The 23,928-nt window shown below is 33.4% G+C and carries 23 protein-coding genes and 1 tRNA gene; 9 read left to right on the forward strand and 15 right to left on the reverse strand.

Features of this window, described 5'->3' with window-relative positions; genetic code table 11:
• Positions 1-85: 85 nt before the first annotated feature.
• Together rpsG and rpsL are read right to left on the reverse strand one after the other, a co-directional pair.
• Complete coding sequence (gene rpsG, locus SIB45_RS01670; protein WP_002806267.1) at positions 86-556, reverse strand: 30S ribosomal protein S7; 471 nt, start codon at positions 554-556, stop codon at positions 86-88.
• 25 nt (positions 557-581) lie between these two features.
• Positions 582-956 (reverse strand): 30S ribosomal protein S12, encoded by a 375-nt coding sequence (gene rpsL, locus SIB45_RS01675; RefSeq protein ID WP_011863619.1) that lies wholly within the window; start codon positions 954-956, stop codon positions 582-584.
• Between the two features lie 195 nt (positions 957-1,151).
• Between rpsL and gltB the strand changes: the two genes are divergently transcribed.
• Both gltB and SIB45_RS01685 read left to right on the forward strand, forming a co-directional pair.
• A complete protein-coding gene (gene gltB / locus SIB45_RS01680; protein WP_011863621.1) occupies positions 1,152-5,723 on the forward strand; it encodes a glutamate synthase large subunit in 4,572 nt (1,523 codons plus the stop codon).
• The gene (locus SIB45_RS01685) at positions 5,724-6,023 is read left to right on the forward strand and encodes a YciI family protein (RefSeq protein ID WP_011863622.1); all 300 of its coding nucleotides are present in this window, start codon (positions 5,724-5,726) and stop codon (positions 6,021-6,023) included.
• Here the strand turns inward: SIB45_RS01685 and lipA are convergent, their stop codons facing one another.
• Entirely contained in the window at positions 6,024-6,917 is an 894-nt protein-coding gene (gene lipA, locus SIB45_RS01690; RefSeq protein WP_011863623.1) for a lipoyl synthase, read from the reverse strand.
• Positions 6,918-7,256: 339 nt separating this feature from the next.
• Between lipA and SIB45_RS01695 the strand changes: the two genes are divergently transcribed.
• Both SIB45_RS01695 and SIB45_RS01700 read left to right on the forward strand, forming a co-directional pair.
• Entirely contained in the window at positions 7,257-7,880 is a 624-nt protein-coding gene (locus tag SIB45_RS01695; RefSeq protein WP_011863624.1) for a recombinase family protein, read from the forward strand.
• Position 7,881: 1 nt separating this feature from the next.
• Positions 7,882-8,094, forward strand: a complete 213-nt coding sequence (locus tag SIB45_RS01700; protein ID WP_011863625.1) for a hypothetical protein — start codon at positions 7,882-7,884, stop codon at positions 8,092-8,094.
• On the opposite strand, the gene SIB45_RS01705 is transcribed toward SIB45_RS01700, so the two are convergent.
• Positions 8,091-8,999: a serine hydrolase gene (locus SIB45_RS01705; RefSeq protein WP_011863626.1), complete on the reverse strand. Its 909-nt coding sequence runs from the start codon at positions 8,997-8,999 to the stop codon at positions 8,091-8,093. The two genes, SIB45_RS01700 and SIB45_RS01705, sit on opposite strands and share 4 nt — an antisense overlap.
• A 3-nt stretch (positions 9,000-9,002) precedes the next feature.
• Here SIB45_RS01705 and SIB45_RS01710 point away from each other — a divergent pair, with 3 nt between their 5' ends.
• On the forward strand, positions 9,003-9,761 hold the full coding sequence (locus SIB45_RS01710) for a C40 family peptidase (RefSeq protein WP_011863627.1): 759 nt from the start codon (positions 9,003-9,005) through the stop codon (positions 9,759-9,761).
• Positions 9,762-9,825: 64 nt separating this feature from the next.
• On the opposite strand, the gene SIB45_RS01715 is transcribed toward SIB45_RS01710, so the two are convergent.
• Both SIB45_RS01715 and SIB45_RS01720 read right to left on the reverse strand, forming a co-directional pair.
• Positions 9,826-10,425 (reverse strand): photosystem I reaction center protein subunit XI, encoded by a 600-nt coding sequence (locus SIB45_RS01715; protein WP_011863628.1) that lies wholly within the window; start codon positions 10,423-10,425, stop codon positions 9,826-9,828.
• A gap of 27 nt (positions 10,426-10,452) precedes the next feature.
• A complete protein-coding gene (locus SIB45_RS01720) occupies positions 10,453-10,566 on the reverse strand; it encodes a photosystem I reaction center subunit VIII (RefSeq protein ID WP_011863629.1) in 114 nt (37 codons plus the stop codon).
• Between the two features lie 92 nt (positions 10,567-10,658).
• On the opposite strand from SIB45_RS01720, the gene SIB45_RS01725 reads away from it, so the two are divergent.
• Positions 10,659-11,039 (forward strand): hypothetical protein, encoded by a 381-nt coding sequence (locus tag SIB45_RS01725; RefSeq protein ID WP_011863630.1) that lies wholly within the window; start codon positions 10,659-10,661, stop codon positions 11,037-11,039.
• 4 nt (positions 11,040-11,043) lie between these two features.
• Here SIB45_RS01725 and SIB45_RS01730 read toward each other — a convergent pair whose 3' ends face one another.
• The 3 genes from SIB45_RS01730 to psaA form a co-directional block, all read right to left on the reverse strand.
• Complete coding sequence (locus SIB45_RS01730) at positions 11,044-12,006, reverse strand: glycosyltransferase family 2 protein (protein WP_011863631.1); 963 nt, start codon at positions 12,004-12,006, stop codon at positions 11,044-11,046.
• 103 nt (positions 12,007-12,109) lie between these two features.
• Complete coding sequence (gene psaB / locus SIB45_RS01735; protein WP_011819135.1) at positions 12,110-14,338, reverse strand: photosystem I core protein PsaB; 2,229 nt, start codon at positions 14,336-14,338, stop codon at positions 12,110-12,112.
• A 27-nt stretch (positions 14,339-14,365) separates the two neighbouring features.
• A complete protein-coding gene (psaA, locus tag SIB45_RS01740; RefSeq protein WP_011863632.1) occupies positions 14,366-16,669 on the reverse strand; it encodes a photosystem I core protein PsaA in 2,304 nt (767 codons plus the stop codon).
• A 335-nt stretch (positions 16,670-17,004) separates the two neighbouring features.
• On the opposite strand from psaA, the gene cobJ reads away from it, so the two are divergent.
• Positions 17,005-18,807: a precorrin-3B C(17)-methyltransferase gene (gene cobJ, locus SIB45_RS01745; protein ID WP_011863633.1), complete on the forward strand. Its 1,803-nt coding sequence runs from the start codon at positions 17,005-17,007 to the stop codon at positions 18,805-18,807.
• Between the two features lie 96 nt (positions 18,808-18,903).
• Positions 18,904-19,692, forward strand: a complete 789-nt coding sequence (locus SIB45_RS01750; RefSeq protein WP_011863634.1) for a TIGR01548 family HAD-type hydrolase — start codon at positions 18,904-18,906, stop codon at positions 19,690-19,692.
• A gap of 35 nt (positions 19,693-19,727) precedes the next feature.
• Here the strand turns inward: SIB45_RS01750 and SIB45_RS01755 are convergent.
• Positions 19,728-19,816, reverse strand: a tRNA-Ser gene (locus SIB45_RS01755).
• A 61-nt stretch (positions 19,817-19,877) separates the two neighbouring features.
• On the reverse strand, positions 19,878-21,077 hold the full coding sequence (alr, locus tag SIB45_RS01760; protein WP_011863635.1) for an alanine racemase: 1,200 nt from the start codon (positions 21,075-21,077) through the stop codon (positions 19,878-19,880).
• A gap of 17 nt (positions 21,078-21,094) precedes the next feature.
• Here alr and SIB45_RS01765 point away from each other — a divergent pair, with 17 nt between their 5' ends.
• The gene (locus tag SIB45_RS01765) at positions 21,095-21,652 is read left to right on the forward strand and encodes an HNH endonuclease (RefSeq protein WP_011863636.1); all 558 of its coding nucleotides are present in this window, start codon (positions 21,095-21,097) and stop codon (positions 21,650-21,652) included.
• A 9-nt stretch (positions 21,653-21,661) separates the two neighbouring features.
• Here SIB45_RS01765 and prfA read toward each other — a convergent pair whose 3' ends face one another.
• From prfA to rplM, 4 genes are read right to left on the reverse strand one after another with little or no spacing between them, the layout of a single operon-like run.
• Positions 21,662-22,756: a peptide chain release factor 1 gene (gene prfA, locus SIB45_RS01770; protein WP_011863637.1), complete on the reverse strand. Its 1,095-nt coding sequence runs from the start codon at positions 22,754-22,756 to the stop codon at positions 21,662-21,664.
• 27 nt (positions 22,757-22,783) lie between these two features.
• Positions 22,784-23,044 carry a 50S ribosomal protein L31 gene (gene rpmE, locus SIB45_RS01775; RefSeq protein WP_011863638.1) on the reverse strand — a complete coding sequence of 87 codons (261 nt, stop codon included), beginning with the start codon at positions 23,042-23,044 and terminating at the stop codon, positions 22,784-22,786.
• A gap of 13 nt (positions 23,045-23,057) precedes the next feature.
• Positions 23,058-23,468, reverse strand: coding sequence for a 30S ribosomal protein S9 (gene rpsI, locus SIB45_RS01780; RefSeq protein WP_011863639.1), 411 nt, complete (start codon positions 23,466-23,468; stop codon positions 23,058-23,060).
• A gap of 9 nt (positions 23,469-23,477) precedes the next feature.
• The gene (rplM, locus tag SIB45_RS01785; protein WP_011863640.1) at positions 23,478-23,909 is read right to left on the reverse strand and encodes a 50S ribosomal protein L13; all 432 of its coding nucleotides are present in this window, start codon (positions 23,907-23,909) and stop codon (positions 23,478-23,480) included.
• Positions 23,910-23,928: the final 19 nt, after the last annotated feature.

Raw genomic sequence — 23,928 nt, forward strand, 5'->3', positions numbered from 1 at the left:
AAATAAAATAATTTTTGATAAGTATAGTTCACTCTAAAAGCAAACTTTATTAATAATAAACTACTTAAGCACCTTTTTGATGAAATTAATATCTGTAATGTGCAAAAGCTTTGTTAGCTTCAGCCATTTTGTGAGTGTCTTCTCTTTTTTTAACTGCACTACCAGTTTCATTTGCTGCATCCATCAACTCACCAGCAAGTTTTTGGGACATACTTTTGCCATTTCTTGCACGTGAAAATGTAACAAGCCATCTTAAAGCCATAGCTGTACCTCTCTCTTGGCGTACTTCCATGGGTACTTGATATGTTGCACCACCAACTCTTCTAGCTCTTACCTCCACAAGAGGAGTAGCATTTTTTACAGCTGTTTCAAATAATTCGACTGCATTCCCACCTGTTCTCTCACTTATCAAAGAAAAGGCATCGGACAATATTCTTTGAGCTGTAGATTTTTTACCATGTTTCATCAATCGAGAAATCATCATTGAAGCAAGACGACTATTGAATTGAGGATCAGGAAGAACTGGTCTTTTTACTGCTGCATTACGACGTGACATTTTTTTAGAAAGTGATGTTTACAAATTAATCTTTGGGAGCTTTTGCTCCATACTTAGACCTGGATTGTCGTCTATCTTTGACTCCAGCCGTATCTAGAGTTCCTCTTATTATATGATATCTAACTCCAGGTAAATCCTTAACTCTTCCGCCCCTTAGTAGAACTACAGAGTGTTCTTGCAAGTTATGTCCAATACCAGGTATATAGGCCGTTACTTCGAAACCAGAAGTTAATCTAACCCTTGCAACTTTTCTCAAAGCTGAATTAGGCTTTTTTGGTGTTGACGTATAAACTCTTGTACATACCCCTCTTCTCTCAGGGCAAGATTTTAATGCAGGAGATTTTGTTTTCTTTGTCAGACGTTTTCTTTCTGAACCTACTAATTGGGAGATGGTGGGCATCTAATATTCTTAGTTAAAAATAAACATTTAACTATCATAACCTTTTACGAGCACCAACTAAAAGTTTTTTATTATATTTTTTTTAAAATTTGTCAAATAAAAATTCTTTGGTAAATATTCATTATCTTTAGATTTATTTTCATATTTATTTTTATAATAGAAATACATAAATAACTAAATAGAATTTAATAATCTATGGGAGAGAGTATCAAAAGAATCGTTAGCCCATATCAAGATAGTTATTCCCCAAATGGAATAATTGGGGAGAAAGATGCGTGTGGAGTTGGTTTCATAGCAAATATTAAAGGGGTAGAAAGCAATTGGATCCTTAAACAATCACTTAAGGGGCTTAACTGCATGGAGCATAGAGGAGGTTGTGGAGGTGATAGTGACTCAGGAGATGGAGCAGGCATTTTATGTTCAATTCCATGGGGATATCTAGAAGAGAAAATTAATCTTGAAAATACTCAAGAATTTAATAGAGGTTTAGGCATGGTTTTTATGCCTAATAAAAAAGAAAAAATTGAAATATGTAAATCAATATGTGATGAAGAAGCAGAAAAATTAAAAGTTAACAAAACATATTGGAGAACAGTACCTGTTAATAATGAAATCTTAGGTCCTTTAGCTAAAGCAAATGCTCCATTCATCTGTCAGTGGATTTTATACATAGATAAAAAAAATCATCAGGATGTTGAAAGGCTTTTATTTCAATTAAGGAAAAGAATTGAGAAAAAAATAAGAGAAACTTTTAAAAACGATGTTGGGGATTGTGAATTTTATTTTGCCTCACTAAGTTCTCAAACAGTTGTCTATAAAGGTATGGTTCGCTCTGAAATATTATCCGAGTTTTATCAAGATCTAAAAGAAGAGAGTTTTAAAGTTTCATTTTCTGTTTATCATCGTAGATTTAGTACTAATACACTTCCAAAATGGCCATTAGCTCAGCCCATGAGATTTTTGGGTCATAATGGCGAAATAAATACTCTCTTAGGCAATATTAATTGGGCTAAAGCTTCAGAAACACATATAGATGATTTTTGGGGAGATTTATCTAATGAAATTAAGCCCATTGTAGATGTAAACAAAAGTGACTCATCTAATCTTGATGCCACCCTTGAAATCAATATTCGTTCAGGTCAGCCCATTACTGACTCATTATTAAAACTTGTTCCCGAAGCATTTAGAGATCAACCAGAACTTGAGCAGAGAGAAGATATAAAAGCTTTTTATGAATATTCTGCAAGCCTACAAGAAGCTTGGGATGGTCCAGCACTCCTTGTATTTGCTGATGGAAATTTTGTCGGAGCAACGCTTGATAGAAATGGCCTAAGACCAGCAAGATATTCAATCACAAATGATGGTTTTGTAATAATGGGTTCTGAAACAGGAGTAGTAGATTTAGAAGAAGAAAGAGTAATAGAAAAAGGTCGATTAGGACCGGGACAAATGTTGGCAGTTGATTTTCATCAGAATAGAATCCTAAGAAATTGGGAAGTAAAATCTGAAGCCGCTCAAAGGCATGATTATAAAAATCTTCTCAGTAGTAGAACTATAAAAATTGAAAATAATAAATGGGTTAAAGACTGCAAACTTAAAGACCTTGAGTTGTTGCAACAACAAACTGCATACGGTTTTTCAGCGGAAGATAATGACCTTATCTTAGATTCAATGGCTTCATTAGCTAAAGAGCCTACTTATTGCATGGGTGACGATATCCCATTAGCAGTTCTTTCATCTAAGCCACATATTTTGTACGACTATTTTAAGCAAAGATTTGCGCAAGTTACTAATCCTCCTATTGACCCTCTGAGAGAAAAACTTGTAATGAGTTTAGAGATGCATCTAGGAGAAAGATGCACACCATTTGAAATTAAAGATGCTAAACCTTTTGTTCATTTACAAAGTCCGATTCTTAATGAGGAAGAACTCATTTCCATCAAAAAATCAACAATTAAATCTCAGACAATTTCAAGTTTGTTTGATTTAGAGGAAGGTACTCAAGGCTTAGAGAACCAACTAAATGCAATCTGTAAACAGAGTGAGCTGTCTATAAAAGAAGGTTGCTCTTTAATTATCATTTCTGATAAGGGAATTAATCCTAAAAAGACTTTTATACCTCCTTTACTTGCTGTTGGAGCAATTCATCATTATCTTCTTAAGAAAGAAATCAGGCTAAAAGCTTCTCTAATAATTGAGACCGGTCAATGTTGGAGCACACATCACTTGGCTTGTTTAATTGGATATGGAGCAAGTGCAGTTTGCCCTTGGTTGACCTTCGAAGCAGGTAGACACTGGTTAAAACATCCAAAAACACAAAAACTCATTGATAGCAAAAAAATCAATCCATTATCAATAGTTGATGTTCAAGAAAATATTAAAAAAGCTCTAGAAGACGGTCTAAGAAAAATTCTCTCAAAAATAGGCATCTCACTTTTATCTAGTTACCATGGGGCACAAATTTTTGAAGCTGTAGGCCTTGGATCTGACTTAATAAAAATTGCTTTTGATGGTACAACAAGTCGTATCGCTGGCATAACATTAAAAGAATTAACTAATGAAACACTTTCAATACATACGAAAGCCTACCCAGAGATCGATTTAAAGAAATTAGAATTTTTAGGATTTGTACAATTTAGAAATAATGGAGAATATCATTCCAATAACCCAGAGATGTCTAAAGTTTTACATTCAGCGGTAAAACAAGGGCCAGGATACGATCATTTTGAAACTTACAAAAAACTTATTAGTAATAGACCGACAACATCTCTTAGAGATTTACTAACAATTAATTCAAAAAGAAAAAGTATTCCATTAGAGGAAGTTGAGAGTGTTGAATCAATTTGCAAAAGGTTCTGTACTGGAGGAATGAGTTTAGGTGCTTTATCCAGAGAAGCGCATGAAGTTTTAGCAGTTGCAATGAATAGAATTGGTGGAAAAAGTAATAGTGGAGAAGGGGGGGAAGACCCAGCTCGTTTTAATGTTTTAAATGATATCGATGAAAATACTCAGTCAGCGACGTTGCCATTTATTAAAGGATTAGAGAATGGAGATACCGCATGCTCAGCTATTAAACAAATAGCATCAGGAAGATTTGGAGTTACACCTGAATATCTAAGAAGTGGTAAACAACTCGAAATTAAAATGGCTCAAGGTGCAAAACCCGGAGAGGGGGGACAATTACCTGGTCCAAAAGTTGACTCATACATCGCAAAACTAAGAAATAGTAAACCTGGAGTAGCTTTAATATCTCCTCCCCCGCATCATGATATTTATTCAATTGAAGATTTAGCTCAACTTATCCACGACTTACACCAAGTTCATCCAAAAGCAAAAGTAAGCGTCAAACTGGTTTCTGAAATTGGTATAGGCACTATTGCTGCTGGAGTAAGCAAAGCTAATGCAGATGTAATTCAAATATCAGGCCATGACGGAGGTACAGGTGCTTCACCCTTGAGTTCAATTAAACATGCAGGTTTACCATGGGAACTAGGTGTTGCTGAGGTTCATAAATCTCTCTTAGAGAATAACTTACGCGAAAGAGTAATTTTGAGAACTGATGGAGGTCTTAAAACAGGCTGGGACGTAGTTATTGCAGCTTTACTAGGTGCTGAAGAATACGGTTTTGGTTCTGTAGCGATGATTGCTGAAGGATGCATAATGGCTCGAGTATGTCATACAAACAAGTGTCCTGTTGGAGTTGCCACTCAAAAAGAAGAATTAAGAAAAAGATTTAAAGGTATTCCAGAAAATGTTGTCAATTTTTTCTTGTATATTGCTGAAGAAGTAAGACAGGTAATGAGTAGTATCGGTGTTTCTAATATGAAAGAACTGATTGGTAATCAAGAATTTCTTTCTACAAGAAATATTGATCTTCCAAAAACTTCCAATATTGATCTTTCTTCTTTAGTAAATGATCACTCAACCCCTGATAGATCATGGTTAAAACATTCAAAAACTGCCCACAGTAATGGTTCTGTATTAGAAGACGAGTTTTTGTCGGATACTGAATTTATTGATTCAATTAAAAATCACGAAATATTAACCAAAGAAATTGAGATAAAAAATACAGATAGAAGTGTTTGTGCGAAAATATCAGGCGAAATCGCAGAACTTCATGGCAACACTGGCTTCAATGGCGAACTAAACTTAAATTTCAAAGGATATGCAGGACAAAGCTTTGGTGCCTTTTTATTGAAGGGAATGAATGTTCAATTAATCGGGGAAGCTAATGATTATGTTTGTAAAGGAATGAATGGAGGAATACTAACAATAATTCCACCAAAAATAAATGAAATCTCCTCCGAACAAGTCATCCTAGGAAATACTTGTCTTTATGGAGCAACAGGTGGGAAATTATTTGCATTAGGAAAATCGGGAGAAAGATTTGCGGTTAGAAATAGTGGTGCTACAGCGGTAACAGAAGGAGCAGGTGATCATTGTTGTGAATACATGACTGGTGGGAAAGTTGTTATTCTAGGTTCCACAGGAAGGAATATTGGTGCGGGCATGACTGGCGGAATAGCTTTCATAATCGATGAAAATAATGATTTAAGTAGTAAAGTAAATAAAGAAATAGTAAGCATTCATCAAATAACTTCATCAAAGCAGGAAAATATCTTATTGGAAATTATTAGAGAATATCAAGCAAAAACAAATAGCTTAAAGGCTGCCAAAATAATTGAAAATTGGTCTCATTTTAAGAGCACTTTCAAATTGATTGTTCCCCCAAGCGAAGAAGAGATGCTTGGTATAAAAAAAATGTAAATGCCTTTCTTTGTAAAAACTGAAATTATAAAAAAAGAATACTTAATTAATAATGATTTAAAACGAAAAATAATTAACGAACATATTGATTGGGTAAAAAAATTAAAAAAAGAGGGAATTAATATAAAAAGTGGCTTTTTAGTAGATGAGTTAAATAGGCCAGGTGACGGCGGATTACTTATTCTTGAGATGAATAATTATAGAAATGCACTAAAAATAATTAAGAATGATCCAATGATTAAAAATGATCTAGTTGAATGGAAATTAAATGAGTGGGTAGATCCAAATAAATCAATATAACTATCTTGGATACTTTTTCATAAGTTTTTGAATCTCTTCAGCATGGTAGCTACTACGAGTTAAAGGAGAACTAACTACTTGCATGAAGTTTAAATCTTTTTCCCCGAACGCTTTAAAGTAGTCAAATTTTGAAGGACTTACAAATCTTTTAACAGGTAAATGATTAGGGCCAGGAGATAAATATTGGCCAATAGTAACAATATCAACGAAATTACTTTTTAAATCCTTAAGCAGACTTAAGACCTCCTCGTCTTTTTCCCCTAAACCAAGCATGAAGCCAGACTTTGTATAAATTTTAGGAGAATAGTCTCTGGTTCTTTTGAGCAACTCAAGAGTTCTTTCATATTTGCCTTGAGGTCTTACTTTTTTATATAGCGAAGACACAGTCTCAATATTGTGGTTTAAAACGTTTGGATTTGAATCAAGTACTTTTTCAAGCGCTTTCCAGTTGCCACAAAGATCAGGTATTAGAAGCTCAATAGTAGTTTCAGGAGACTTTTCTCTTATTTGATGAACACATTGAAAAAATTGAGATGCGCCACCATCCTCAAGATCGTCTCTATTAACTGATGTGATTACAACATGCTTAAGCTTCATTCTAAAAACAGCTTCAGCTAAACGATATGGTTCAGTGGGGTCTAAGTCTCTCTTAGATCTATCAAAATCAATATCGCAGTATGGACATGCCCTAGTGCAGCCAGGACCCATTATGAGGAAAGTTGCAGTTCCACTAGCAAAACATTCGCCGATATTTGGACAGCTTGCTTCTTGACATACGGTATTGAGATTTAAATCATTTAATAAATTTGCAGTATTACCAATTCGCTCAACTTGTGGAGCTTTGACCCTTAACCATTCAGGTTTAGAAATTAAACTATTGGGATTATTAGTCACATTAAATCTTCTTGACCTGTAATTTTATTTTACTAAAAACAAGATGAATTAACTATTTATAATTTCAAAGATGAAGCTCATTCAACAGAAGTAAAAAATTGAATTCAACTAATCCTTCTGCAATTTAGAAAATCTTAATAAAATTTACTAGTTACACAACGTTCTTGTTTCATTAACTAAAATTGAATAAGATTTCAGAACGTTATTTTTAATACAGATATCAGAACGTACAAACTTTAAAAATATAGCCTTTAAGATAATAATAATTGCACTATTTTGTACTAAAAAGTGTTTTTTTAATTATTTTTTGGTACAGTAAAAAATATATGTAATAAAACATTGACTTTTAGATTTAAAAGAAAACGTATTTTATTATCTGAAAAAAATAAAATCTCTAAAGCAATCGGTTATGCTAGAGCTACTCATAACGAATATGAATATTTAGAAGAGCAAATAAAATTTTTGAAAGAAGAGGGTTGCAGTTTAGTATTCTCTGAATTTATAAGTTTAGATGAAGAAATCAAACCCCAACTTAATAAAGCTATTAATTCCTTATCAAAAGGCGATCAATTAATAATAACTCAGCTTGACCGAGCATTTAAAAATAAAAAAGAATGTTTAAGGACAATAAATAAACTTATTAATAAGGGTATTCAATTGCGAACTTTAACTGGTTTTTTTGCTGCTAATGAATCCTCTAATGCAAATTCTTCAATTTTTAATATCTTATATGAATTAGATCATTTAGAAGACAAAAGTTTAGGTGAAAGAAAAAAAGAACAACTATTACGCAGAAAATTATCTGGAAATAATTTGGGGGGCAGGCCCAAAATAAGTCCTTTAAAAGAATCTTTAGTAATCAGATTGCGTAATGAAGGATATTCATATCGATCAATCAGATCACAAACTGGAATTGCATTATCAACAATTAGAAGAGTGATTTTAGAGGGAGAATCAACATAAAATGAGTGAGAAAGAAATTGAAAATTTAATAAAAGAAAATTTCAAAGATACAGCATTGCGTATTTATGAATTAGATAATGAAGATAGAAAAAGTTTGTTAGCAGAATATAGAGAGTGGATTATGAATGATATAGATTTTGAAGAAGTAATGATGCTACCTTATGAAGCCTATACTGACAAATTAGATTCTAATTTCTTAGAAGATTCACTTTAGTCCTTAATAGGATATCTCTTATTAAATTCGTATACTTCTCTTGCGATAAACGGTAAAAGGGAAGAATCTTTGGAATATTGTTCTCCATTACAAAAAACTACCAATAAAGTTTGTAGAGATTGATTATTAATCCACCAAGCTGAATCATGTCTAACTTCTGACATTAAGCCTGCTTTACTCCAAAGATTAATACTTTCTGGTAATCCTTCACCCAAAAAACCATCTATTTGATTAAGAGAATCGTTTTTAAGAACAAATTTATTTAAATTTCTTTTTAAAAAACTTCGCAAATTTAAATTATTTTCTTGATAATCAATATGAATCATAATTTCCTCCAAAACCCTTGCAGCTGAATCAGAGTTCATAGCATTTCTATTTTTATTATCATTTCCATAAAATTCTTTCTCACGACCAAATGGTCCATCATCCCAAGTCTTCTGACAGCAATTTATACCAACCAATTCTTCCCAATTTAAATCATGTAGCCAATCATTTATTATACTTCTTTGGTATAGCCAATTTTCCCATAGTTCGCCTTCAATACGAGGTCCACTTGTTGTTCCAGTAAGTAGATCAATTAAAAAGCTTGTTGCATTATTACTGGAGAGAGACAACATTTTCCTTACAGCATCAATAATTTCATCTGATAATAATAAACTTCCTTTTTTAATCCAATAAAATGCAGCAAGGCCATAAACTAGCTTGACTATGCTGGCTGGGTAAACCATTTTTTTGTTATTAATACCAGTTCCAAAACCTTTAAATACAATTTTATTTTCACTTTTATAATTAATCCAAGTTATCGAAATATCTTCTCTTGAAAAATCTTTATTATGAGAGCATACTCTCCTTAAAATATCATTTAAGGCTAAACCCATCTCTTGACTTAAATAGTAAAAGGACATTGTATGGCAATTTATAAAAATCCTATCTCACTATTTAAACAAACTAATTTTTCAAAAACTATTTGGTGGAAATTAAAAGTTAATATTTCTGGATATCAAAATGAAACAGAAGATAAATTAGTTACTGAAATATTTAAAAATAGAATTTTTAGGCTTATTTATCCAAATATTTATCAAAACAACCATAAATTTTCAAGAATACTAGTTCAACTATATGAAGATGGTTACGTCTGTTGGATAAATTTAGATGGATTAATTATTGAGAAATACGAATTAGGAAAACTTGAGTATTCAAAAAAAGAAGACTTCTTTATAAAAGATAAAGTTAACTCAATTTTAAAATGGATCAAGGATCAATCTGATTTAAAGAATAAATATCTTTGGGGAGGTACATTAGGACCCAACTTTGATTGTTCTGGATTAATTCAGACTGCTTTTTTAAAGCATCAAATTTATATACCTCGAGACTCTTTTCAAATAAAAAGTTTTTGTAAGCACCTTTTTTATTACAAAGACTCGTATGCGGCTCTAAGACCTGGCGATCTTTTATTTTTTGGAAATGAAGAAAAATGTGATCATATTGGGATCTACAAAAGAGATGGATTGTATTACCATAGCTCTGGAATGGATTTTGGCAGAAATGGAATAGGATTAGATACCCTTAAAAAGTCTAATGATAAAATCTCATTGCATTATAAATCTAAACTAATTTCGGCAGGAAGAGTAGTTAGAAATTATAGATGGGACCGCACTATACGTTAATAAATAGAGCTCACATTTTAATTTTAAATTAAATTTAAATATTACTTATTCTTTTATTTAGAAATTAACCAGCAGTCCAAATATTTTTAATGATTGGCATGATGGAATCTAAGTGTAATGTCCCAACAAGTAACCAAGCAAAAACAGCTCCTCCACAGCCTCCTAACCAAAATCCACTCGTAAAATCAGCCCAACCAGCTCTTGTAAATAAGTCCTTTGGCGGATTATTAACAGTGGCATCTGGAGGTTGAACATTAGGTGCTTTACCAGGTGCATTGTATAGAACAAAAAGTGCTGTCAAAATATGAACAGCTCCAATAGTAGCGAGAAGTCCAGCTGTTAGAGCAAATTCAGAATTTCTTAATGGGCCAGTCATAGTAAAAGGTCCGTATAGAAGATATCCAAAAGCTGCTCCAGTTTCTAAACCTCTAAAATTAGGAGAAATACCTTCTCTATAAAAAGGTAAATTATTTATAAAGGCTTTTGTAAAATAACCACTATTAACAGGAGTAGCTAAATTACCAACACAAGGATCAGCAACTGTTTTTACTGCCCATTGTTCTGCTACGCCAATATCATTTGGTTGTACAGAAGTATCTATGTATTTCTCATCAAATTTAATAGAACTTGTTGATTCTGAGAATGATTTTTGAAAGTCGCTCATTTTTTTAATAGTTTAGTGTTTGATAATTTATTCAGTTGCTGTAATTAATCTTCCAATCAATACGATAAAAACAGCGGGCATTGCTATACCAATTAATGGAACAAAAATTGAGGGTAAAAGACTTGGTAAATCAGATGGCATAGTTCTTTAAACATCTTTAAACACTTTAGTATTTATCTGCGAAATAGTGTTAATTTTATTACTGGATGATATAAAAATTATTAACTTTTTACATGATAAATTTTTTCGCAATTTTACTTATTATTTTTATAGGAATATTACTTATAGTTTTAAAAAAAAGAAGCTTTAAAAAGTTTATAAATAAAAGAAATACATACTCTATTAAATTAAACAAAAATAATAAATTTTCATCTAATAAAACTAGTTTTTTATACAATAACGAAGAAAAAAAGTACTCAGTGTTTTATAAAAACTCTCAAAAAAATAAAATGCTTAGCCTTTTTCGGGGTAATAAGGAAAATAAATTAAAGGCATTAAAAATTGCGGAAGAATTGGCTGATAAATCAACATTACCAATTTTACGAAAAGGCTTAAGAGATATTTCTCCTGAAGTCGTTGAAATTTCAGCTTTATTAATAAGAAAGTTCAAGTAAACACTCAATTTTGATTTGCACTGTTTATTGATCTAATTCTGTAAATTGGACGACTTTGACTTTCATGATATGTCCTTATTAAAAGTTCGCTCAATAATCCAAAGCTAAATAATTGAACACCAGCAATTCCTAATATTAATGCAAACATCAGCAACGGACGATTTCCAATATCCTCACCCATTATTTTTAAAACTATCAAATAAGAAGTTATCGCAAGGCTACTGAAAATACTTATAATTCCAACGAAACCAAATCCATACATCGGTCTTGTTAAAAATTTAGTCATAAACCAAACAGTTAGTAAATCCATTAAAACTCTAAAAGTTCTATCAATTCCATATTTACTAGATCCATATTGCCTTCTCCTATGATTTACTTTAATTTCTCTAATTCTTGCACCTTCAATATTTGCTAAAACGGGCAAAAACCTGTGAAGTTCACCATATAACTTTATATCTTCTATTATTTCTTTCTTAAACGCTTTTAATGAGCAACCATAGTCATGCAACTTCAAACCTGTTACGTTAGCTATTAACTTATTCGCTATTTTTGATGGTATCTTTCTATTTATTAATTTATCTTTTCTATCAAACCTCCAGCCACATACCAAATCATAACCATCGTTAATTTCTGAAATTAATAAAGGAATATCATTTGGATCATTCTGTAAATCCCCATCCAACGTAATAACAATATCGCCCTTAGAATTATCAAAGCCCGCTGACATTGCTGCAGTTTGCCCATAATTTTTGCGAAGGGAAATTACTGACAACTCTTTAATTTTGAGAGTTAGTTGCTTTAATACTTGATGAGTATTATCTTTAGAACCATCATTTACAACAATCAATTCAAAATTAAATTTATGAAATGACATTACATTTACAACTTCATCCAATAAAAGAGCAATACTCTCACTTTCATTGAAAACAGGGACGATAATAGAAATTAATTGTTTTATATCTGACATTTATATTTAATAATAATTACATAATTTTAACTTAATTTAGAACATTAAAATTAAACAAAAAAAATCACCACAAAAGTGGTGATTCAAATTATTTAGGAAAAATTTAACCAAACTTACCTGAAGTTGATGCGATAACAAATGCACCGAATGTAAGAATGTTTCCAATCGTGAAATGTGCTAGTCCAACTAATCTAGCTTGAACAATTGAAAGTGCAACAGGTTTATCTCTCCAGCCAACAAGGTTAGCAATTGGAGTACGCTGATGTGCCCAAACTAATGTTTCAATTAACTCTTGCCAGTAACCACGCCATGAAATTAGGAACATGAAACCAGTAGCCCAAACTAAGTGACCAAATAAGAACATCCAAGCCCAAGGAGATAAAGAATTTACTCCAAATGGATTATATCCATTAATAAGTTGAGCAGAGTTTAACCAGAGATAATCTCTGAACCAACCCATTAGATAAGTTCCTGATTCGTTAAATTGTGCTACGTTACCCTGCCAAATTGCTAGGTGTTTCCAATGCCAGTAGAAAGTTACCCATGCTAGTAAATTTAATGCCCAGAACATAGCTAAGTACATAGCGTCCCAAGATGAACTATCACAAGTACCTCCGCGCCCAGGTCCATCGCAAGGGAATGCATAACCTAAATCTTTCTTATCAGGAATTAATTTTGTACCTCTAGCATCAAGTGCACCTTTGATAAGGATTAATGCAGTTGTATGAAGACCTAAAGCGATAGCATGGTGAACTAGGAAATCTGCAGGTCCGATGGGTAGGAAAGCACTTAATGCATCTTGTCTATTGATAAGATCCATCCAGTAATGATTACCTGGTAGTGAATTAGCTGCTAGAGATGCTGAACTTGTAGGATCAGATAATAAAGCGTTAAAGCCGTACATCATCTTACCTTGAGCAGCTTGAACGAATTGAGCAAATACTGGCTCTATTAGAATTTGCTTTTCAGGATTACCAAAAGCTACAACGACATCGTTGTGAACATAAATTCCAAGAGTATGAAATCCAAGCAACATTGTTACCCAACTAAGATGACTTATCAAAGCTTCCTTTGTTCCAAGTACTCTTGCTAAAACATTATCTTTATTTAGTTCAGGATCATAATCTCTTACAAAGAAAATGGCTCCATGAGCAAATGCACCAACCATCAAGAACATTGCTATGTACTGATGATGACTATATAAAGCAGATTGTGTGGTGTAGTCCCTGGCAATAAAAGCATAAGAGGGAAGTGCACCCATATGTTGGGCTACAAGAGAAGTTGCTACACCAAGTGATGCTAATGCTAATCCAAGTTGGAAATGTAATGAGTTATTGACAGTTTCATATATTCCATCGTGGTTAATTCCGAAACTACCTTTATGAGGATCATTAGGGTGTCTTGTATTATGAGCTTCTGTAATTTCTTTAAGGCTATGACCAATACCAAAAGTATTTCTATACATATGACCTGCAATTACAAAAACTGTTCCAATCGCAATATGATGATGTGCAATGTCAGTAAGCCATAATGCTTCACTTTGAGGGTGAAGACCACCTAAGAAAGTAAAGATTGCTGTACCAGCTCCCTCAGCTGTTCCAAAAACTTGATCTAGAGAATCAGGATTTTGAGCATATGCTCCCCAGTTTAAAGTAAAGAAAGGAGCTAGTCCTGCAGGGTGTGGAAGCACTGTTAACCAGTTATCCCAACCTACATGTTGACCTCTTGATTCAGGTATAGCAACATGAACTAAATGTCCTGTCCAAGCAATACTACTAAAACCAAATAAGACAGCTAAATGATGATTTAATCTTGACTCTGCATTTTTAAACCAAGCTAAAGAAGGTCTGAATTTAGGCTGTAAGTGTAGCCAACCTGCAAATAGAGTCCAACAAGCCAAAATACTCATAAATATTGAAGCTTGGAAGAGTTGCTCATTGGTTCTCATTCCAATTGTGTACCACCAATGGTAGAGACCTGAGTAAGCTATGTTTACTGGACCACTAGCTCCAGCTTGTGTCATTGCCTCTGTTATGCCAGATCCAAAATGTGGATCCCAAATAGCATGAGCAATAGGACGAACGTGGGTTGGATCAAGTACAAATTGCTCGAAGTTACCTTGCCAAGCAATATGAAACAAGTTACCAGCTACCCAAAGCGCTATTATTGCTAAATGACCAAAATGAGTAGAGAAAAGTTTCTGATAAAGCTTTTCTTCGGTCATACCATCATGACTTTCAAAGTCGTGAGCGGTAGCTATTCCGTACCATATTCGTCTGGTTGTAGGGTCCTGAGCTAGACCCTGGTTAAATGATGGAAATTTTGTTGCCATTGAATTAAAGAGGTGAAGTTCAGGTAATTAGCCCAGGCCGAAAAGGCGAGCATGGAAGAAAGCCCATGTGGTAGCAATACCACCGACAAGGAAGTGTGTTACACCTACTGCTCTACCCTGAGTGATAGATAAAGCTCTTGGTTGAATGGTTGGGGCTACTTTAAGTTTGTTGTGTGCCCAAACAATTGATTCGAATAATTCTTGCCAATATCCGCGTCCACTAAAGAGGAACATTAAACTAAATGCCCATATGAAGTGAGCTCCTAAGAACATCAAACCGTACATGCTTATGGATTGACCATAACTTGTTAATACTTGAGAAGCTTGCGCCCAAAGGAAATCTCTTAACCAACCATTAATAGTAATGGAACTTTGTGCGAAGTTACCACCGGTAAGGCCCCAAACATCACTCTGCATTTTCCAAGAGAAGTGGAAAATAACTATGGATAAACAGTTATACATCCAGAAAAGGGCTAAGAACACGTGATCCCATGAAGAAACTTGACATGTACCACCTCTACCAGGTCCATCACAAGGGAATCTAAATCCTAAAGAAGCTTTATCAGGGATCAACCTTGAACTTCTTGCATAAAGAACTCCTTTAAGAAGTATCAAAACAGTAACGTGAATTTGGAAAGCATGAATATGATGAATCATTAAATCAGCAGTCCCTAATGGAATCGGAGCTATAGCAACCTTTCCACCCACTTCTACTAAACTTCCGTTAAAAACTTCACTCAAAGCTTTGTGAGGTAGAGCTTCTGCAGTACCTGCTAAAAGAGAAGTTCCAACAGCAGATGCTTGAATACTCTGTACCCATTGAGCAAAAATTGGCTGAAGTTGGATTGCAGAATCACTAAACATATCTTGGGGTCTTCCCAAAGCTCTCATAGTATCGTTGTGAATATAGAGTCCAAAACTATGAAATCCTAACCACATACATACCCAGTTCAAGTGACTGATTAGGGCATCTCTTGCTTTAAGAATTCTGTCTAATACATTATCAATATGTTTTGCTGGATCGTAATCTCTGACCATTGCAATTCCAGCATGCGCTCCTGCACCTACTATGAATAATCCACCTATCCACATGTGATGAGTAAATAATCCAAGAACTGTCATGTAGTCAGTAGCTATATATGGATATGGAGGCATCGCATACATATGATGAGATACAAGTATGCTTATTGATCCAAGCATTGCTAGGTTTACCGCAAGCTGGGCATGTCTACTTTCTGCCATGAACTCAAAAAGACCTTGATGACCTTTAGGAGCAGGGAATAATATTGGGTCTCCTTGCTGTGAATCTAATATTTCTTTCATACTATGACCAATACCATAATTGGTTCTATACATATGACCACCAATGATTGCTATTACACCAAAAGCTAAATGATGATGTGAAACATCAGTCATCCATAAACTTCCTGTAACAGGGTTAAGTCCGCCTTTGAAAGTGAGAAAGTCTGAGAAAGCTAACCAGTTTAAGCTAAAGAAATTACCTGTACCACTTGCTAATCCTGGGAATATCTGACCAATAATTTGTGGATCACAGAGTTGATGCGGCATAGGCATATCTGCAATAGTTGCTATCTCTTTACCATTGATGACTAAAGGAGAGCCTGCATCAATTGCATCTAAAAGAGCTGCTGTAGGAGCTCCTATATGAATACAGTGACCAGCCCATGCTAAAGATCCTAATCCGACTAAACCAGCTATATGGTGGTTTAGCATAGACTCAATATCTTGGAACCACTCCATTTTTGGAGCGGCTTTATGATAATGAAAAATTCCCGCATGAAGCATAAGTGCAGCCATTACTACAGCACCTATTGCTAATGCCATCAGTTCACTCTCGTTAGTAATTCCCCATGCTCTCCACATGTGGAATATTCCTGAACTGATTTGAATACCATTGTAGTTAGCACCAAGATCAGCATTAAGCATTTCTTGACCAACAATTGCCCAAACTTGCTGAGCACCTGGCTTGACATGAGTTGGATCAGCTAACCAACCTGAATAATTAGAAAATCTTGCTCCATGGAAAAATGCAGCACTCATCCATATAAAAATGACTGCAAGATGTCCAAAATGAGCTGAAAAGATTTTTCTTGTTGCTTCTTCAGCATCGCCTGTATGCACATCAAAATCATGTGCATCTGCATGTAAATTCCAGATCCAAGTAGTAGTTTTTGGACCCTTAGATAATTTAGTTGACCAGAAACCTGGCTTATCTAATTTGGCAAAATCAATAGGTCTTGGATCGGCCTTAACAGGATCCTCCAAAACCTTTTTGTTTTTTTCTCCACTTTCTGGTGGGCTGATGGTCATCTAGCACCTCGAAAATAATTGACATTAAAGCCGATTGATCGGATCTTGAACTTATTTTTAATGATAATGTTCAAGAAAACGAATCCTTCGAAACTTTAAATATTCGTTTCAAAAATAATAAGGCAAAGATTCTTTCGTTATGCATTAACGTAACAAATGTTCTAATGATTGTTACTATATGAATATTTTGTTAAATTTTAGTCTATGACTAGATTATGAGTATTTTTACTCAAATTTTAAATAAATTTCTTAAATTTTTTTTTATATTTCAAAAGAAATTTCTTAAAATCCAGCGAGAGGATATAATTTCATCGTAACTATCAATAGTTTCTGATTTGAAAGGAATTGCTATAGGTCTATCTAATAATTCAAAAGAAATTTTAAAAAGGCTTAAAAAAACCGAATTTGTAAAAGATATATATATTGCAGGTTCTTCAAAAGATGATGGAATGCAAAATGAACTTATTCAAGTACAAAAACCTAGAGAAATCTTACTTAAAAAATGGCCCGAGATAGATTTAATAATTTTTGTAGGCTCAATTGCTGCATCAATAAGAATAATAAACTCTTTTTTAACCTCTAAAGATCAAGACCCAGGCATTATTGTTATAGATAACAAATGTTCCAAGGTAATTCCTTTAATTGGCTTACATCAGTCAAATTCGCAAAATATTGCATATCAAATTGCTAATTTACTCGGTGGCGAAATAATAGAAACTAATAATTCCAATGATCAAAGCTTCTTAAATCTTGATGCATTTGGAAATCAATGGGGTTGGAAAAGATCTGGCAAAATAAAGGATTGGTCAAAACTAGTAATTAAACAAGCTAAGAACGAAGAAATATTTTGCAAACAATCATCTGGAAATAGCTTATGGAATACTTCAGAATCAGGGGCAATGATTAATCAAATTAATGAAAAAGAAATTGAAAAACTAGATTCAACATTTCATGTGAGTATATTCAAAAATAATGAAAGAAATTGGCATCCTCCCGTATTGTGGATTGGTATTGGATGTGAAAGAAATACAAGCAAAGAGTTAATAGAAAATTCTTTAAATAATTTTTTGGAGTCAAGAAATTTATCACAGCAATCAATTGCGGGATTTGCAACTATTGATATAAAAAAAGATGAAAAAGGGATTTTAGAACTTTCTGAAGAAAAAAACTTGCCTATAAAGTTTTTTAGTAAAGAAGATCTTTCAACAATAATTGTTCCAAATCCATCAAATGTCGTACAAAATGAAATTGGCACACCTTCCGTAGCAGAAGCCTCTTGCTTACTCGCAGCAGGAGAAGAATCAAAATTATTAGAAGAAAAAAGAATTTTTAAAAATCAATTTGGGGCAGTAACTATCGCTGTAGCAGAGTCAAAAAATCAGTATAATCCAACCCATGGTGAAATACATATTATTGGAAGTGGTCCTGGTGATATCTCCTTCCTAACCAGTAATGCAAAAAAAGCACTTTCAAGATGTACTGTCTGGATCGGATACAAAATGTATTTAGATTTAATTAAGCCCTTAAAAAGGAGTGATCAAGTTTTAATTAAAAGTAAACTTACTGAAGAAAAAGAGAGATGTAGTAAAGCAATTAAACTAGCGGAGGAAGGAATAAAAGTGGCTTTAATTTCTTCAGGTGAATCTGGATTTTATGGCATGGCTGGTTTACTTTTAGAATTGCTTCAAAAAATAAAAAAAGAATATAGACCTTACTTTCAAGTACACCCAGGTATAAGTAGTGTTCAATTAGCGGCTGCGATTAGTGGAGCACCACTAATGAATGACTTTTGTTCAATAAGCTTAAGCGATAAATTAACTCCATGGCCTTTAATAGAAAAAAGAATTGAAGGTGCTCTAGTGGGTGACTTTGTAATAGCTTTATTTAATCCTCAATCCATTGAAAGAAATTGGCAATTGAAAAGTGTAATAAATAGATGTTTACAATCTAGGCATATGGATACTCCAGTTTTAATAGCTAGAGAAGTAGGGAGAGAAAATCAAACCAAAAAATTTTTTACTTTAAACACCATTCCTTTTAAAGAGATTGATATGTTAACAGTCATCATTATTGGCAATTCTCAAACAACTTTAGTTGACGAAATTTTTCTGACCCCCAGAGGATATTTACAAAATTAAGTTTAGGTAATTGATAATTTTATAAATAGAATTTTTTTCTTTGCTTTTTCTTTATAAGAATACTAATCTTTGATAATAATGATGCAATAAAAAAAATTGAAAAATATTGGTTTAATTTTGTTTGACATTGATGGGGTAATTCGCAGCGTAGAAAATAGTTACAGACTTTCATTAAAAAAAACAGTTTACAAATTTTCCGGATGGGAGCCAAGTTATATCGATATTGATAATGCAAAAAATGAAGGGATCTGGAATAATGACTGGGATTTAAGTTTAGAACTTATAAAAAGATATATAAAAAAAGAGAACTTAAATCTCAAAATTCCTCCAAGAGAGGAAATAGTAAAGTGTTTTGAAGAGTTTTACTTTGGTGGAGATCCAAATAAAGATAGTAAATATTGGTCTGGTTACATTGCAAATGAGAAGTTATTAGTTGATAAAAAGTTTTTTGATTTAATTCAAGGTAAAGGAATAATCTGGGGTTTTGTTAGTGGTGCAGAGTCTGCTTCTGCAAAATTTGTTTTAGAAAAAAGACTTGGACTAAAATCACCACCATTAATATCTATGGGAGATGCCCCTGACAAGCCTGATCCAAGAGGTTTTATTAACTTATCAAAAAAGCTTGTTGGAGATAAACTTGGCGAATCAAATATTCCCATTGCATATGTAGGAGATACTATTGCAGATATAAATACAGTTATGAACGCTAGAAAGGAAATACCATCTCAGAAATTCATCAGTATCGGAATAGCTCCACCTCATTTACATGTAGATTCTCTATTAGAAGAACGTAATTCTTACGAAACAAATCTAAGGAGTGCAGGCGCTGACTTGATTTTAAATTCTATTTATGACCTTAAAGATATTAATCTTGAATTATTTTAAAACAAATATTAATTAAAAATTTTCTAAATAAATCACGGAGAGGGAGGGATTCGAACCCTCGACAAAAGTTACCTCCTGTAACTCCTTAGCAGGGAGCCGCTTTCAACCACTCAGCCACCTCTCCAGTTCTTATACATTATCAATTTTTCTGCAAACATTCAAAATTTTTTATTTATTCGAAATGTCTAATCTACTTGAACTTTCGGTAATCTATTTTTAAAAGAACAAAGAATTTCCCAGGGGATAGTATTAGATTTTCTTGACCATTCAAGAGGAGAAATTGTTTTATCTCCATCAGATCCTAGTAATACCATGATACTACCAACTTTAATTTCCTTGGAATCTGTTATGTCTACCATCATTTGGTCCATAGTTATAGATCCAACTTGAGGATAAAATTTATTATTATGAATAACTTTAATCTTGCCTGAAAGATTTCTTGGTACACCATCTGCATAACCAATACTTAATACAGCTAACTTAGTTTTTCTATTACTTACAAATTTGCCTCCATAACTTACACTTACCCCTTTATCAATAGTTCTTATAAAAGCTACTTTGACCTTCAAAGATAAAGCTGGTTTAAGTAATAAATTTTTATCTATTTTAGCTAGAGGACTGTATCCGTACATTGAAAGCCCAACACGTACCATGTGAAAATGAAAATCTTTGCTAAGAAGCATGCCCGCTGAATTAGCCAAATGAATCTTAATTTCATTATTTCTATCAAAATTAATTTGCTTTAATAATTCATTGAACTTCAGTCTTTGTGATTGTGTAATACTTTGAGAATCTAATGCGTTATTTTCATCTGCAGATGATAAATGACTATATATTCCTTCTATTGAAATGTTCTCAAAAGATTTTATTTTTTCAAATTGCTGAATAAATTTTTTAGATTCAAATCCTAATCTTGACATTCCAGTATCAACCTTAAGATGTAAAGAAAATTTTAACCCAAAGTGCTTCCCGATATTATTGCAAACTAAACACTCTCTTATACTACTTATAGTTGGCATAAGGTCATTTTTAAAGGATATTATTAAATCTCTTTTTGTATATAGATTTCCTAAAATAAGAATTGGTTTTTTAACTCCAAAAGAACGTAGCTTAATCCCTTCTTCTAAAGTTGCAACGCCTAATTCCGAAGCTCCGCCTTTAATTGCGTAGTCACATACTACTTTTGCATCATGTCCATATCCATCAGCTTTGACAACCGCCATAAATTGACAATTTTTTCTTAATTTTGTTCTTAATTGCCTTACATTTGTCTCCAATGCTTTGCCTTTAACTTCAATCCATGCCCTTTGTTTTGGATCTATATCTTGTTTAAAAAATGAATATTTATCAAAATTAAATTCCTGGTTAGATTTCCGAATTTGCATTAACTTTGCACAATTGTATGCGCTTATTGAAATATACAGTTAGCATGACATGTAAATTGTATTTTGGCATGGGCCAGACTCTAGTTTTAAATGCATCTTATGAACCTTTAAACATCACTTCCTGGCGAAGAGCAGTAATTTTGATGATTAAAGGTAAAGCAGAAAGCTTAGAGGAAGATAAATCATATTCAATACATTGTGGCAGAAAATTGCCGACAGTTATAAGACTTCGCTACTACGTGAAGGTACCTTTTAGAGAGGTTTCTTTAACAAGAAAAAATATTCTTCTAAGAGATAATAATTCTTGCCAGTACTGTAACTATAGAGGTAGTGACCTATCAATAGATCATGTTTTACCGAGAAGTAGAGGTGGCACAGATAACTGGGAAAATGTCACAACAGCATGCCTCAGATGCAATGTACAAAAAGGTAACCGAACTCCAGAAGAGGCAAATATGCCCTTAAAACGTAAGCCTTATCGTCCATTAAGTAATCTAAATTTTGAAGCTACAAGACAAATTGACTCTGGCAAGCATAAAGAATGGAGTAAATACGTAATAGGGGTTGCAATCTAATAAAAAATCTTAATTTACTCCTTTATTAAAATCTTCCATCATTCTTTTTTGTTCTTGCGCTATGCATGCATTAATCACTTCATCTAATTGACCAGCAAGAATTGGCTCAAGAGAAAAATTGGAACCTAATCTGTGATCAGTTGTCCTGTTATCTTTAAAATTATAAGTTCTGATTTTTTCACTTCTATCGCCTGTTCCAACCTGGGAAAGCCTTTGTGATCTCTCTTTTGCATTGGCTTCTTTTAATTGAATTTCATACAATTTAGCTCTTAAAATTTCCATTGCTCGTTCGCGATTTTGCAATTGTGATCTCTCTTGAGTACAAAAAACTCTTATTCCTGTAGGCTTGTGGAGAAGATCAATAGCTGTCTCTACCTTATTAACATTTTGTCCACCTGCACCTCCTGATCTTGCTGTTCCAACCTCTAGATCTGTTGGATCAATTTTAACCTCAACAGGATCAGCCTCAGGCATTACGGCAACTGTAGCAGTAGAGGTGTGGACTCTACCTTGAGATTCAGTAGCTGGAACTCTTTGGACTCTATGTACACCAGCCTCAAATTTAAGTTGACTATATACAGAATCTCCCTTAACAGAGATAACTAACTCCTTAAATCCACCCATATCTGACTCGGAAGCACTAACAGGTTTTACAGACCATCCAATTTTTTGTCCATATCTTTCATACATTCTTGCTAAATCACCAGCCCAAATACAAGCCTCGTTACCTCCAGCACCGGCTCTGATTTCTAACATTACACTTCTTTCATCTCTTGGGTCTTTTGGCAATAAGGCGATTGTAGTTTTTTGAATCAGTTCACTCTTAGATTCCTCTAGTGTTATTAACTCCTCATTTATCAAAGATTCCATTTCTTTATCATTTCTATTCTCTTTTAGTAGATTTTTTGAATCTTCGATTTCTTTATCAGTATCAAGCAACTTATTAAAATCAAGCACCAAAGGTTCCAATTTTGATCTTTCTCTTGCTATTGATTCTAATTTTTTTGGATCATTAGCTATATCAGGATCTGCAAGTTGCACTTCCAAATTTTCAAAACTTTCTGAAGCAGTTTTCAACCTTGCAATTAATGTTGAGTATTCCAATTGAAATTGTGCTTAATTTTGAAAATTCTATTTTTTAGAATCTTTTTCTTCTTTTTGATCTTTTGATTCGGATGAATTAGCTGAACCCATTCCATATTTTTTCATAAACCTATCAACTCTTCCTTCTGTATCAAGAATCTTTTGAGTTCCAGTGAAGAATGGATGATTGCCACTCCAAACATCAACATGTAATTCAGGCTGCGTGGAACCAGTAGTCATTACAACTTCTCCATTACAAATAACTTTTGCATCTGGATACCATTTTGGGTGTATTTCTGATTTTGGCATAATTTAAATTCCTTTAACGTTTTGAGAATTGAGGAGCTTTTCTTGCTTTTTTAAGGCCATATTTTCTTCTTTCCTTAGCTCTAGGATCTCTACTAAGATGGCCTTCCGTTTTTAGCGGTTTCCTATTGTCAGGAGATAATTCGCAAAGTGCTCGAGCTGCACCTTGCTTAATAGCATCTGCTTGACCAGTCAATCCACCACCAAAAACATTTACATACATATCATAAGAATTTTCAAGGCCTAATGTTTGCAAAGGTGCTTTTATTGAATTTAAGTGTAGAGGATTAAAGTTTAAGTAATCATCTCCAGCACGACCATTAATTTTTATTAGACCATTTCCTGGAATCAAGCGAACTCTAGCTACTGAAGTTTTTCTTCTTCCAGTTCCCCAATACACAGCTTTGTTTTTTATTTGACTATTCATTTTGATAAATTAACTATTTAATAATACAGGATTCTGAGCAGCATGAGGATGATCAGCACCTTTATAAACTTTTAGTTTTTTAAATTGCTGTCTCCCTAAAGAGTTATGAGGCAGCATACCCTTAACAGCTTGTTCGATTATTCTTTCAGGAATTCTTTCTTGTAAAGACTCAAATTTTTCAATTTTCATTCCTCCTGGTCTTCCAGAATGTCTCCTGTACAATTTTTGTGATGCTTTTTTACCTGTTACTTCAACTTTCTCGGCATTTACTACAATGACAAAATCTCCAGTATCTAGATGAGGTGTAAATGTTGGTTTATTCTTACCTCTTAATACAGTCGCAATTTCTGTAGCAAGTCTTCCAAGCGTCTTATCTTTTGCGTCAACTAAAAACCAATTTCTTTCAATTGTTTCTAAAGATGGAGTAATTGTTTTATTCATTTACCAAATTTCTGCGAAT

Source organism: Prochlorococcus sp. MIT 1304, assembly GCF_047305015.1.
Lineage (GTDB): Bacteria > Cyanobacteriota > Cyanobacteriia > PCC-6307 > Cyanobiaceae > Prochlorococcus_A > Prochlorococcus_A marinus_E.